13 protein-coding genes are annotated in these 12,506 nt (G+C 40.4%); 8 read left to right on the forward strand and 5 right to left on the reverse strand.

All coding sequences use genetic code 11. The annotated features are described in order from the left end of the window. The first annotated feature begins 50 nt into the window (after positions 1 to 50). The 3 genes from ACYRYY_RS01460 (at position 51) to ACYRYY_RS01470 (ending at position 2,417) form a co-directional block, all read left to right on the forward strand. Positions 51 to 740: a Crp/Fnr family transcriptional regulator gene (locus tag ACYRYY_RS01460; RefSeq protein ID WP_460213714.1), complete on the forward strand. Its 690-nt coding sequence runs from the start codon at positions 51 to 53 to the stop codon at positions 738 to 740. A 101-nt stretch (positions 741 to 841) separates the two neighbouring features. Further along, positions 842 to 1,213 carry a cytochrome c3 family protein gene (locus ACYRYY_RS01465; protein ID WP_460213715.1) on the forward strand — a complete coding sequence of 124 codons (372 nt, stop codon included), beginning with the start codon at positions 842 to 844 and terminating at the stop codon, positions 1,211 to 1,213. A gap of 43 nt (positions 1,214 to 1,256) precedes the next feature. Continuing rightward, entirely contained in the window at positions 1,257 to 2,417 is a 1,161-nt protein-coding gene (locus ACYRYY_RS01470) for an MFS transporter (RefSeq protein ID WP_460213716.1), read from the forward strand. Positions 2,418 to 2,451: 34 nt separating this feature from the next. On the opposite strand, the gene purB is transcribed toward ACYRYY_RS01470, so the two are convergent. From purB to ACYRYY_RS01485, 3 genes are read right to left on the reverse strand one after another with little or no spacing between them, the layout of a single operon-like run. Then, positions 2,452 to 3,885: an adenylosuccinate lyase gene (gene purB / locus ACYRYY_RS01475; RefSeq protein ID WP_460213717.1), complete on the reverse strand. Its 1,434-nt coding sequence runs from the start codon at positions 3,883 to 3,885 to the stop codon at positions 2,452 to 2,454. 7 nt (positions 3,886 to 3,892) lie between these two features. Then, positions 3,893 to 5,173, reverse strand: coding sequence for an amidohydrolase family protein (locus ACYRYY_RS01480; protein ID WP_460213718.1), 1,281 nt, complete (start codon positions 5,171 to 5,173; stop codon positions 3,893 to 3,895). After that, positions 5,170 to 5,805 (reverse strand): HAD family hydrolase, encoded by a 636-nt coding sequence (locus ACYRYY_RS01485; protein ID WP_460213719.1) that lies wholly within the window; start codon positions 5,803 to 5,805, stop codon positions 5,170 to 5,172. The genes ACYRYY_RS01480 and ACYRYY_RS01485 overlap by 4 nt, the downstream gene beginning before the upstream one ends. A 122-nt stretch (positions 5,806 to 5,927) precedes the next feature. Here ACYRYY_RS01485 and ACYRYY_RS01490 point away from each other — a divergent pair, with 122 nt between their 5' ends. The 5 genes from ACYRYY_RS01490 (at position 5,928) to ACYRYY_RS01510 (ending at position 10,768) form a co-directional block, all read left to right on the forward strand. After that, on the forward strand, positions 5,928 to 6,233 hold the full coding sequence (locus tag ACYRYY_RS01490; RefSeq protein ID WP_460213720.1) for a hypothetical protein: 306 nt from the start codon (positions 5,928 to 5,930) through the stop codon (positions 6,231 to 6,233). A gap of 736 nt (positions 6,234 to 6,969) precedes the next feature. Then, complete coding sequence (locus tag ACYRYY_RS01495; RefSeq protein WP_460213721.1) at positions 6,970 to 8,307, forward strand: cytochrome ubiquinol oxidase subunit I; 1,338 nt, start codon at positions 6,970 to 6,972, stop codon at positions 8,305 to 8,307. 1 nt (position 8,308) lies between these two features. Beyond that, positions 8,309 to 9,334, forward strand: coding sequence for a cytochrome d ubiquinol oxidase subunit II (gene cydB, locus ACYRYY_RS01500; RefSeq protein WP_460213722.1), 1,026 nt, complete (start codon positions 8,309 to 8,311; stop codon positions 9,332 to 9,334). An 83-nt stretch (positions 9,335 to 9,417) separates the two neighbouring features. Further along, the gene (locus tag ACYRYY_RS01505; RefSeq protein ID WP_460213723.1) at positions 9,418 to 9,867 is read left to right on the forward strand and encodes a thioesterase family protein; all 450 of its coding nucleotides are present in this window, start codon (positions 9,418 to 9,420) and stop codon (positions 9,865 to 9,867) included. A 52-nt stretch (positions 9,868 to 9,919) separates the two neighbouring features. Then, entirely contained in the window at positions 9,920 to 10,768 is an 849-nt protein-coding gene (locus ACYRYY_RS01510; protein ID WP_460213724.1) for a hypothetical protein, read from the forward strand. A gap of 29 nt (positions 10,769 to 10,797) precedes the next feature. On the opposite strand, the gene ACYRYY_RS01515 is transcribed toward ACYRYY_RS01510, so the two are convergent. Together ACYRYY_RS01515 and ACYRYY_RS01520 are read right to left on the reverse strand one after the other, a co-directional pair. Next, positions 10,798 to 11,715 (reverse strand): dihydroorotate dehydrogenase, encoded by a 918-nt coding sequence (locus ACYRYY_RS01515; RefSeq protein ID WP_460213725.1) that lies wholly within the window; start codon positions 11,713 to 11,715, stop codon positions 10,798 to 10,800. Position 11,716: 1 nt separating this feature from the next. Continuing rightward, positions 11,717 to 12,505 carry a dihydroorotate dehydrogenase electron transfer subunit gene (locus tag ACYRYY_RS01520; RefSeq protein WP_460213726.1) on the reverse strand — a complete coding sequence of 263 codons (789 nt, stop codon included), beginning with the start codon at positions 12,503 to 12,505 and terminating at the stop codon, positions 11,717 to 11,719. Position 12,506: the final 1 nt, after the last annotated feature.

Here is a 12,506-nt window from a genome sequence, read left to right on the forward strand (position 1 = left end):
CTTTAATAGCGGCGGCTGTTTACCGCCGCTAATTTAATTAACGGTAGATTATGAGACAGGTATTTTTTCAGAAACCATGGATCTACAGTGAAGAACCGCCTCAACTCCGTGATATTTATTTGAAATATGGTTCCCTTGAACTACTGGGACGTGGAACCCCGTTAATGAACGGAGGACCAGAAGGAAAATTTTATTATCTGAAAAAAGGATTGGCAGCATTCTCGTTTCAGGACAAGCACGAACGAAGCTTTATCTTCAGCCTGGTTATCCCCGGGCGAGCCTTGGCCGATATCGATGGACTGACAAGAGAGTTAGTCAATGTCACTGACAGCGTAATAAGACCTTCGGAAGTTTTAAGCATCACATACGATGTATGGCAAAAACATATAGGAAATAACCCGGAGCTGATGCTTCTTTATACAAAAGGAGTGGTGGCAAAAGAGGAAACCCATATGGAAGCCATGATCGCCAACTATACTCTCAGTGTCCCGGAAAGATTGAGGGTATTTTTGAAAGTGCTTGTAACTTCATACAACCCGGAAATTAAAGAAGGCTGGAACATGCTTCCAATTTATCTCAGTCACAGGGAATACGCACAGATTCTGGGAGCATCAGAGGTTACGGTTTGCCGCACTGTTGTAGAAATGTATGAAAAGAAACTGATGAGCAGAAACAAGCGTAACATCTATATTCATTCGTCACTCTTTGAAAACATGTACGACTGGACAGAAATGCAATAAACACGACGTAAGATTTTACTGCTTGTATTTTTTTTTCTCTTTTTCTTTTTACAGTGAAAAAATGCCAAAATTGTTAAACAGCATACAATATGGAGAAATAGATGTTAAATATCAAATATATAAATATTGTTTTCTTAGTTGTTTTTTTTGCCTCTGTTTATTGTTTTGCAGGAAATTCAGATAATCAGATTAATGAAAAACATATAGAAGCAGGTCTTCAATGTATTGACTGTCATATGACAGAAACACCTGTCAGAGCTGCTTCACAGAAATCATGCAAAGCATGTCATGAGGGCGTTGAGACCGGTGAAAAAATTATTCTTAAAGATATTAATAGTAAAGAATATTTAGTAAATCCGCATAATGCTCACACCGGAGCTTTGCGGTGTACTATCTGTCATCACATCCATACATCCTCAGAATTATACTGTAATAAGGAATGCCATCATTCATTCACAATAAGTGTTCCATAAAAGGTATTTACTCATGCAGAATAATAAACAAAAGCAAAGGTTTTTGATTCTTTTTGCAATAAATTTCATCATAACACTTGCTTTTGCAGCAAATGACTCTCTTTTTCCGATATTTTACAATAAATATTACTCACAAAGCGCCACATTCGGATTTGCATTTGCTTTTTATTCCGCATCCAAAATTATATTCTCTCCACTTGCAGGCAGTACAATCGACAGGTACGGTACGAAAACTGTTCTGATTGCTTCGATTCTGCTGTTTACAGCAGTTTCTTGCATGTTCAGCTTGGTTCATGATGCAAAAGCCATTTTGATATTAAGAGCAGTTCAGGGAGTATCATGTGCCATGTTCCGTCCTGTTATGTACTGCCTGCTTGAGTTTTCGGGAAAGAAAAAAGGTAATATTCTGGGTATTTTCGACATATCCTTTTATTCTGCCATTGCTGCAGCACCATTCGCAGGAAGCATTATTGTAGAAAGCTTCGGATTCAGTTATTTATTCATTTTTACGATGTTTTGTTGCTGCATTTGTCTTTTCTTTGCCTTTTTTATTGAAAATAATGGAAGAAATAAGCCTTCTTATATTGATAAAAAATGTAATATCTCTCAAAAAACAGATATTAATATCATGATGTTTTATATTTTTTGCAGAGCATGGGGCATATCAACTGTCACTGTTTTTTTACCCATATATTTATTGGAATTATCCGTGCCTATAAAGGGAATAGGGGTAGCCTTAAGCCTGTCCGCACTGCTGACCGCCATGTTCCTGCCTTTTACGGGAAGGCTGGCAGACCGTTTCCATAAAGAAATACTCATTTATTGCGGCGGATTAGTGGTGTCGTCACTGCTGATAGTTACTGTAATGCTTGACAACTATACATATATACTCACAGCGCTGCTTTTCAGCGGAGTATTCAGCGCAGTTTCACAACCGGCATGTCTTGCCTTTCTACTGGAACACAGCGAAAATTCGGGGTATGGCAGTGTTCTGGGGCAATTCAATATGTTTATGGGGTTGGGGTTCGCCTGCAGCCCTGTTTTCAGTTCACTTATTCTTAAATATACAGGGATTAAATCAGTTTTTATTTTTTCCGGACTGGTGGGAATAACGTCTGTAATAGTTTTCTGTCTGAAGAGATCGGATAAGGTTTCAACTCAAACTGATTCGGGATGGAGTACAGATAGTATTACAAGGATATAAAAAAGCGGGCTTCAAATCGCCCGCTTACATGTTGCTAAACTTTTATATCCACATCAAGACCTATGCAGTCTTTGTATTTATCAAGAACAGGGCGGACCTCGCCTTCAACAAAATCAATTACCTGCTCAGGCGCTCTGCCTACAAACTTTGAAGGCTCCAGAAGCTTGTTTATCTCATCACGGTTAAGGGGTACACCGGAGTGATTGGCAAGCCTATCTAACAAGTCATTGTCCAAACCTTCTGATTTTACTCGTTTTCCGGCTTCCATTGATGCTTCACGAATTATCTCATGAAGCTCCTGTCTGTCACCGCCTCGCTTAACGGATTCCATAATGATGTTTTCCGTTGCCATAAACGGCAGCTCATCCATTACACGCCTGTTGATCATCCTTTCATACACAACAAGACCGTCTGTTATATTGTAAAGCAGCTCAAGAACGGCATCCATTGTGAGGAATGCTTCTGAATTGCTTATCCTGCGGTTCGCAGAGTCGTCCAGAGTGCGTTCAAACCACTGGGTAGCGTGTGTCATATAAGGATTAAGGCTCAGTGCTATTACGTGTCTTGAGAGGGAGCATACACGCTCACTGCGCATGGGGTTGCGCTTATAAGCCATTGCGCTTGAACCTATCTGGTTTTTCTCAAATGGTTCTTCAACTTCTTTAAGATTTGCAAGGAGTCTGATATCTGTTGCCATCTTATGAGCAGATTCAGCAAGGGAGGCGAGGGCGGCAAGCACTCTTGAATCCTGTTTTCTGGTATATGTCTGCCCGGTGATGGTCAGAACCTTGTCAAAATCCATTTTAGCAGATACCGTTTTATCGAGTCGGCGCACCTTGTCGTGATCTCCTTCAAACAGATGAAGGAAAGAAGCCTGAGTGCCGGTGGTTCCCTTTACGCCTCTGAACCGGATGTTTTCGATTGCGAATTCAAGTGCTTCAAAGTCAAGCATGAAATCCTGAAGCCACAGGCAGGCGCGTTTGCCCACAGTTGTAAGCTGTGCAGGCTGAAAGTGGGTAAAACCGAGGGCGGGCATATCTTTATATTTAACTGCGAATTTTGCTATGTTATTCATAACACTGACAAGTTTTTTACGAGTCAGAATCATTGCCTCTTTCAGCACAATAAGATCAGTGTTGTCACCCACATAGGCGCTTGTGGCACCGAGGTGAATTATTGGCATTGCTTTCGGGCATACTTTACCGAATGTATGAACATGCGCCATGACATCATGACGAAATTTTCTTTCCATTTCAGCAGCATAGGCGAAGTCTATATTGTCTACATTAGCCTTCATCTCTGCTATCTGTTCATCGCTGATGTTCAGCCCAAGTTCTTTCTCAGATTCAGCAAGGGCAATCCAAAGCTTTCTCCATGTTGAGAATTTTTTGTGAGGAGAGAAGAGATAAAGCATCTCTTTGCTGGCGTATCTCTCATTAAGAGGGTTGGAGTAAGTGTTAATATCCATTATTAATTTATCCTTTAATTTTTGCCGCCCATGAACGGGCTTTTTCTTTTATTTCATTTTCATTAACTATTGTGATAACCCCATTATCCATAAGGCATTTACCATTGACATAAACATCAGTGACATCACGCTGATTTGCAGAATATACAAGATGGGAAACAGGGTTGTAGACAGGGGTCATATTCACTGCATCAAAAGACAGAACAAAGAAATCAGCTTTATAACCCGCTTTCAATTCGCCGCATTTATCAAGCCCAAGGGCTTTTGCGGCGTTTTTGGTGGACATATCAAGAACAGTCTTCGCATCCAGGACTGTGGCATCCTGAGAAAATGCCTTATGAAATTTAGCCACAGAACTCATTTCACCAATCATATCAATATCATTGTTGCTTGCCTGACCGTCAGTACCTATTGTTACATTCATTCCTGCATCAAGCATTCTTTTCACAGGTGAAAAACCACTGGCAAGCTTCATATTGCTTTCAAGGCAGTGAGAAGTACAAACACCTTTTGTACCCATAAGTTCTATCTCTTCATCAGTAGGGTGGATTGTGTGAGCAAATATCGACTTTATATCAAAAGCACCCACTTCATTCATAAGCTCAACTGGTGATTTGCCGTACCTTGCGATTATATCATCCCGTTCGGTCGGCGCTTCAAGAAGGTGTGTATGCAGCAGGATGTCATGCTTGCCGCAGAACTCGACACATTTGCGGAAATTATCCGGATTAACAGTGTAGGGCGCATGAGGGCAGAGAGAGATATCTATAAGCTCATGATCTTTATATTTCTGATAAAGAACAGAGCCTTTTGCTATGTAGTCATCAGCTCCTTTGCCGGTTTTGGTGGGGAAGTCCAGCACCCCAACACCGACAACACCGCGTAATCCGCATTTTTCAAGCGCTGAAGCGACATGGTCAGAGAAGAAGTACATGTCATTAGCACAGACAGTTCCGCAGCGTATCATCTCCACAGCGGCAAGAAGGGTGGCATCATGGACAAAAGATTCTGAAAGCCATTTTGACTCAACAGGCCATATATGGTTTTTAAGCCAGTCCATAAGCATTAAATCATCTGCAAGACCTCTGAATATAGACATTGGAAGGTGGGCATGGGTATTTATTAATCCGGGGAAAATAGCCGAGTTCTCCCGCCTTATAATCTCACAGTCATTCTCTGGTTTATCTGCAAGTCCTTCGATAATATTACCATTTATTATCAGATACTTGTTCTCCTTAATCTCACCGTCATAGTATATCCAGTCTGCGTATACAGCTTTTTTTGTCATTTAATACCTGCTATCTGAAGAATTTCCGAAGGCGAATCAATGAAATAATCCGCCTGAATTGACCTCAATTTACCATAGCCGTATTTGCAAAAGCAAGTTTTTATCCCTGCGCCGGCTCCGCTTTCAATATCTGTATAATTGTCACCAATCATGATCGATTCATCGGCAGAAAAGTGCTTTGCTTTCAATATCTCACGTACAGGCAGGGGAGAAGGCTTTTTCTCATGGAAACAATCAAAACCGTACCATCCGTCCAGATATTTATCTAATCCGAAGTGACGTACTATAGAATCGGTGTATTCTGTGGCTTTGTTAGAAAGGACAACCTGACAGACACCTTCAGTTTTCAATCTCTCCAAAACATCGGTAATACCTTCATAAGGCTTTGTTGTTTCAACTAAACGCTTATTGTAAACAAACCTGAAGTAATCCTCTATTTTCTTAGTATATCTTTCTGATGTTACGGCTCTTTCGACAAGCTTGCTTATACCGTCACCCACATAGGTTTTTGTAACATCAATTGAAAATTTATCAAACCCGAATTTATCAAGAGTATCCATCATAGAGGAGTGAATATCATCCAAAGTATTAAGAACCGTACCATCAAGGTCAAAGATTATCATTCTAAACATTGCATTATCCGTTAATTTTTTTTATCTTATTTTAAATGTAAGTGAATTATATATTATAAGAATGCAGAGAGTTTTTTAAAGTTCAAAATAGAAAAAACAAATAAATTTTATGAGGCATCGTAATGAGAATGTCAAAAAAGACAGAATATGCAGTGCATAGTCTGGTGATTATCGCCTGTAACAGTGGCAGCCATATTCAGCTTGAGGAGCTGGCGGAAAGGCAGAACATTATTTTTGAGGATACGCCTAAAAGCATTTCATGCCAGTTTACAAATAGAAGCTGTGATGCTGAAGGAATGTGCGAAATTACAAAAAGAGTCGGTAAAGCCTTTGAAAAGCTTTACGAAGAACTGGAACAAACAACTCTGGCAGATCTTATCGTCAAAGCAGATATATCAAGATTTTCTCTCAATTGGCTTAAAGGCTGAATCTTCACCTGAATTTTCATTGTAAGGCAAGGAAGAGCATAGGCGTTTGTCCTTGCCTTACCGGAATCTCAAAACTATCCTTAAAAAGCAAAATATGCTGCCGTTTTTTCATTAAAGGGGAGCGCTGTTTTTATTTCTGACATCCAGCATTACTGTTTTTTTTGAATAAGCAGGAAAAACCTGAAATAGCTCAAAATCATCAAATCATCTTATAATCCCTTTAATCCTGCCTGTTGCCGCTATTCTGTTTAACATAATATATCTTATCAGACGTTTTTAAAATAGAAATCCTTGTCCCCTGCCAGATAAATCTAACTCGATCTACAGAATTAGAAAACAGCAATTAGATGTCAAAAATACAGGGCTCTATTTTGGGTTCTAAGAGGATTTAAATAAAAAGCACAGCCAAAGACCTTTACTGCTCGCAAAAATCATCGCACAAGGCATTTTGGCAACCTGCATGCTTTCAATAGTATTTGTAAAATCTTTAGCATGGAATAATATATAGCATTTGCTCTTTATTATATCCTTTTTTTATCTTTTAGTAGATAAAATTTAATTTTGCATTAAAATACTCTTCTTAATCATAGTTATCTTATATGATTGATTTTATTGAATATTTTTATTGCAGCCCATATTTAAAGTGCTATTCTTATTTGTATGCACCACTCTGTATTGGTTGCAGGTTCTGCATGAGTACACCGATTATATATCTTAATAATAGGAGGTTTTGGCTATGGATGCCTTGATGCTGTCACGAATCCAATTTGCCGTAACTGCCGGATTCCACTTTATCTTTGTTCCCCTCACTCTTGGGCTGGTAGTTCTTATCGCCTTTATGCAGACGGTATATGTCAGAACGGGTGATCGTGACTATCTCAGAATGACAAAATTCTGGGGCAAACTATTCCTGATAAACTTCGCAATCGGAGTTGTCACAGGGATAACTCTTGAGTTTCAGTTCGGTATGAACTGGGCCGAATATTCAAAATATGTCGGAGATATTTTTGGCGCACCACTCGCTATCGAAGCTACAGTTGCTTTTTTCCTCGAATCTGTTTTCCTTGGAATATGGATTTTCGGCTGGAAAAAGGTATCAAAAAGAGTCCATCTTTTCTCAATATGGATGGTAGCTCTCGGCTCTAATCTTTCCGCACTATGGATTCTTATAGCAAACGGCTGGATGCAGCATCCGGTGGGCTATACACTAACAAACGGAAGAGCAGAGCTGACAGATTTCACTGCGGTTATCCTATCTCCTTACGCATGGCTTAAATTTTTCCATACTGTAACAAGCGGATGGGTAATAGGAGCATTCTTCGTAATGGGTGTTTCGGCCTACCATCTGATGAAAAAGAACGAAATTGCAGTTTTCAAAAAATCTATAAAAATTGCCGCCATATTCGGACTTTTTTCATCTCTGGCAGTTGCGGGTATAGGAGATTTCCACGCTGCGGAAGTTGCTAAAACTCAGCCGTCAAAATTTGCAGCAATGGAATCTATCTGGGAAACGGAAAAAGGAGCGCCGATAGTTCTTTTTGCTGTACCGGATGAGGAAAATGAGCGTAATTCAATTGAAATAGGCTCAATACCGAAACTGGCAAGTTTTATGGCATTTAAAGAATGGAATGCAGAAGTAACAGGACTCCGTGACATACCCGTGAAGGATCGTCCGCCTGTTACACCGGTATTTATCGGATTCCGCCTTATGGTCTTTTTGGGCGGATTATTCATAATTCTTGCGGCAGCAGTAATATACTATTCCCGCAAAAACAGTGTTGAGAATAAAACATGGCTTCTCCGCACCCTTCTCTATTGCATACCGCTGCCATATATTGCTGCACAGCTTGGCTGGATAGTGGCAGAGGTCGGACGTCAGCCATGGATAGTTTATGGTCTGATGCGTACTGAAGACGGCGTTTCCATGAACATTACTCCTCAGCAGGTGGCAATGTCACTTGCAGGTTTTTTCATTTTCTATGGGACACTTATGATAATAGACTTCTACCTTTTATTTAAATTCTCCAAAAAAGGACCTGAAAAAGAAATCCATAGAACAATAGAGGCGGTGTAACATGCTCCAGTCATTATGGTTTGGTTTATGGGGACTACTCTGGGCTGTTTATTTCATGCTGGATGGATTTGATTTCGGTGCAGGCATGCTCCACCCTTTCATAGGCAGAACAGATATGGAGCGCAGGCAGATAATTAATTCTCTGGGTCCGGTATGGGACGGAAATGAGGTATGGCTTGTTACCGCAGGCGGAGCAACATTTGCTGCTTTTCCCGCAACATATGCTTATATGTTCAGCTGGTTTTACACCCCGCTTCTTATAATCCTTTTCGGGCTTATTGTCAGAGGTGTGTCTTTTGAATTCAGAGGCAAAGCTGATTCTGAGAAATGGAAAAAAACATGGGATTTCCTTATATCCGTAAGCAGTTTTGTTCCCCCTCTTCTTTTCGGTGTTGCTTTCGGCAATATCTTTCAGGGGCTCTTAATAGATGGATACGGATATTTCGGAACGACATTAAGCCTTCTTAATCCCTACGGATTGCTTACCGGCGCAGTATTTGTAATATTTTTTCTTGCGCACGGTGCTTTATGGATTGGTCTGAAGACGGAAGGCGGCTCCGCAGAAAGAGCGAAAACCCTCCTGCCTTATCTGCTTCCGCTCCTGGCATTTGCAGTGGTTATGTTCCTTATAGCGACTTATTTTTCGACACCGCTGTTTAACAACTTCTTTAAAATGCCCGCATTGTTTATTCTGCCGATAATATGTGCAGCAGGCATAGTGTATATTTATGTAATATACAAAAAATCAATGTTTCAGGCGTTTCTTGCTTCATGCGTTTCAGTTTTCACATTTGTATTTACAGGCATAGCGGGACTTTATCCTAACCTGCTGCCATCAAAAGTGAATGATGCTTATAATATTACCGCCTTCAACTCATCATCCAGTGACTATACTCTGAAGATAATGACTGTTGTGGTGCTGATATTTGTTCCTATTGTAATAGCCTATCAGATATGGACTTATTACATATTCAGACACCCGGTTAAACCGGAAGATGTCACAGATCCGGATGTTGAGACATACTAAGAAAATTAGCCGTTTCAGCAATTAAAGGGAGCCTTCGGGCTCCTTTTTTGTTATAATCACCTGTTATTTGAGGGGAAGCTGAAATGAATGAAATAATTGCACGGTTTAAAGAAAGATTTGAAACACTCAGTCCTTTTCAGAAGCTTCTGGGCATGAAGCTGGAAGTTACAGACAGTTTCACTCCTGTCATTACATTTGATATGAAAAATGACTTAATAGGTAATTTCGACTACGGTATCCTCCATGGCGGGGTTGTAGCCTCAGTTATGGATGTTACAGCGGGAATAGCTGCCCTGCTCTGCCTTCCGTCAAAATACCCTTCAGAATCAGCAGACCAGATAATGAAACGAGTCAGCAAAGTCGGTACTATTGATCTGCGCATTGACTATATTCAGCCCGGCAGAGGCAAATCGTTCACAGCAACAGGTGAAACCCTGAGAGCAGGAAATAAGATAGCCGTCTCCACCGCTAAACTGCATAATGATGAAGGCGTGCTTATCGCCGCCGGAACAGGAACTTATTTGATCGGGTAATCTATGTTATAATCAGATAAGATAATTTTTCATATAAGATAAAAGGTAATAAATGTTTGATGATGCTGTTAAATCAATAAAAGCATATCTTTATGACAAAACAGTAAGCCCGCTCTGTGGTGCTTTTATTATTTCATGGCTCTTAGTTAACCACCGATTTGTCATGTCCATCATCTTTGGTGAGACTCTTGAAGAAAAATTTCTGGCGATGGATAATATTATTAAAACATATGATAGTTGGTGGATTATTTCAGGATGGTTTTTATATTTCATATTCATTCCCCTTATTTTCTCTTTAGCTTATATTTTTATTTATCCGTACCCAGCTAAACATGTGTACAGTTTTAGCAAAAAACGCCAGATGGAAATTAATAAACTTAAGAATGAAATTGAGCAACAAAGGTTATTAACTGTTGAAGAATCAAGAGAGCTTATTATGAAGCATTTGGAATTAGAAGATAATTACACTAGTGATCTAAAAAGAAAAGATAATGAAATAACATTAATAAAGCAAGAGTTGGAAAATATTATAATAGAAAGAGATGAACTCAAAAATAAGATTGAATCACTCAGTACTCAAGTTGAACTAAAAAGTATTAATGGTTTTGTTGAAGATACGCCAGAAGAACAAGTTACTAATTCTAATCAAGAGGTTCAAAATGAATTTCCTGAACTTACAGAAAAAGATATAAAAGAGATTAACAATATATTATTACGTATTGGAGATAATAGATTAACTAAACAACAGATAATGTCTTTTTCAATTACAAGTTCAATACGCCTTGCTTATTTGTTGGATATTCTTATTGATAAAAGATTCATTATCAAAAGTGATGCAGGTTATCATATATTAACTCCAGCAGGCAGGAACTATTTAATTAAAAATAATCTTGTTGAATAGAAAAGAGGCAGCCCTGCGGCTGCCTCTGATTATTTGCTTAAATCCACCTTTCCGGTGAGTTCTGATATGTTTGAGAGCTTCTGCTCACTGACGTATTTCTCAAGTCCGTCAATAATTTTGATCGGGATTTCAGGGTCAACAAAGTTCGCAGTGCCGACCTGAACCGCAGATGCACCAACGAGGAAAAACTCTGCCGCATCCTCCCACTTTATAATACCGCCCATGCCGACTATGGGGATTTTAACGACCTTTGATACCTCATGCACCATGCGCACAGCAACAGGTTTAATAGCCGGACCGCTCAACCCGCCAGTAACATTAGATATATATGGCTTTCTTGTATTTATATTCACAGCCATGCCAAGCAGAGTGTTTATGGCGCTGATTCCGTCCGCACCGTTGTCCTCACATGCTTTTGCAAAAGGCTTAATATCAGTGACATTGGGTGAGAGCTTTACCAGTAAAGGTTTGTTCTTTATGACCTTTCTGCATTGATCTACAACCTTTGCAGTCATGGCAGGGTCAGAGCCGAAGGCTATTCCGCCCTCTTTCACATTTGGGCATGAAATATTCATTTCAAGCATGTCAATATCAGCATTATCAAGTATTTCCGCTACTTGAACATATTCCTCAATGGATTTGCCCCAGAAGTTTACGATCACTCTGGTATCGTATTTTCTTAAAAGAGGCAGTTTTTCCTTGAGAAACCTGTGGACACCGACATTCTGCAAGCCGATAGCGTTCAGCATTCCGGAAGTGGTTTCCATGATTCTGGGCATGGGGTTGCCCTGAACCTCGTTGAATGAGATTCCCTTAACGGAGATTCCGCCAAGTCTTGATATGTCAATAAAACGTGCGTATTCCAGCCCATAGCCGAAAGTTCCGCTTGCCGTGATAACAGGGTTTTTAAACTCCACCCCGCAGATATTTACTTTCAGTCCAGACATATCACCCCACCCTGCAAACAGAATCCCAGACAACTTTTGAGCCGTCAAATACGGGACCTTCAACACAGCACCGCTTCTGAACAGTGCCCTCACCTTCTCTAACATAAATAATGCAGCCGAGGCAGGCGCCCATACCGCAAGCCATGCGTTCATCAAGTGAAACATCCACCGGGACATCACTGCTGACGCATATTTCGCTGACGGCCTGAAGCATTCTTTTCGGACCGCAGGCATAGACACGGTCAAAGCTTTTTACATCTCTGCCGAAAGGGGCAGTAACAAGAGCTTTTTCACCTATGCTGCCGTCATCGGTGGTGATGATAAGGTTATCTATATGCGGGCGGAACTCATCAGCAAGCACAATGTCTTCCTGATTTCTGCCGCCGAAATATAAGCTAACGGTGCATCCGTCATCTTTCAGAAGTTTTGCTATCCAGAGCAGAGGGGCTATCCCTACTCCTCCGGCGACAAGAGCCACATTTTTTCCCTTAACAGACTTAAAGCCGTTTCCGAGGCTGGATGAAAACTCGATAACAGAGCCAGTAAGGCTTTCTGTCATAAGGCGTGTACCTTTGCCGACAAGCATATACAACAGACGGAAAGTGTTACCACGCACATCTACAACGCCGAAAGGACGCCTGAGAAGCGGGTCTGCAAGATAATCCTGCAAACCTGTCTTCACCATGACAAACTGTCCGGGTTTTGCATCTTTAACAAACTCCGGTGATTCGATTTCCATCAGGCGATATTTATCATTAAGTCTTTCGTTTTTAAGGATAATTCCTTTCATG

It is taken from the genome of Geovibrio sp. ADMFC3, from assembly GCF_054687035.1.

Excerpts from the sequence above, each read along its gene's own strand:
- ACYRYY_RS01490 (WP_460213720.1), top strand. The coding sequence starts at position 5,928 with ATGAGAATGTCAAAAAAGACAGAATATGCAGTGCATAGTCTGGTGATT.
- ACYRYY_RS01515 (WP_460213725.1), bottom strand. The coding sequence starts at position 11,715 with ATGTCTGGACTGAAAGTAAATATCTGCGGGGTGGAGTTTAAAAACCCT.
- ACYRYY_RS01485 (WP_460213719.1), bottom strand. The coding sequence starts at position 5,805 with ATGTTTAGAATGATAATCTTTGACCTTGATGGTACGGTTCTTAATACT.
- ACYRYY_RS01505 (WP_460213723.1), top strand. The coding sequence starts at position 9,418 with ATGAATGAAATAATTGCACGGTTTAAAGAAAGATTTGAAACACTCAGT.
- ACYRYY_RS01480 (WP_460213718.1), bottom strand. The coding sequence starts at position 5,173 with ATGACAAAAAAAGCTGTATACGCAGACTGGATATACTATGACGGTGAG.
- purB (WP_460213717.1), bottom strand. The coding sequence starts at position 3,885 with ATGGATATTAACACTTACTCCAACCCTCTTAATGAGAGATACGCCAGC.
- ACYRYY_RS01465 (WP_460213715.1), top strand. The coding sequence starts at position 842 with ATGTTAAATATCAAATATATAAATATTGTTTTCTTAGTTGTTTTTTTT.
- cydB (WP_460213722.1), top strand. The coding sequence starts at position 8,309 with ATGCTCCAGTCATTATGGTTTGGTTTATGGGGACTACTCTGGGCTGTT.
- ACYRYY_RS01460 (WP_460213714.1), top strand. The coding sequence starts at position 51 with ATGAGACAGGTATTTTTTCAGAAACCATGGATCTACAGTGAAGAACCG.
- ACYRYY_RS01510 (WP_460213724.1), top strand. The coding sequence starts at position 9,920 with ATGTTTGATGATGCTGTTAAATCAATAAAAGCATATCTTTATGACAAA.
- ACYRYY_RS01495 (WP_460213721.1), top strand. The coding sequence starts at position 6,970 with ATGGATGCCTTGATGCTGTCACGAATCCAATTTGCCGTAACTGCCGGA.
- ACYRYY_RS01520 (WP_460213726.1), bottom strand. The coding sequence starts at position 12,505 with ATGAAAGGAATTATCCTTAAAAACGAAAGACTTAATGATAAATATCGC.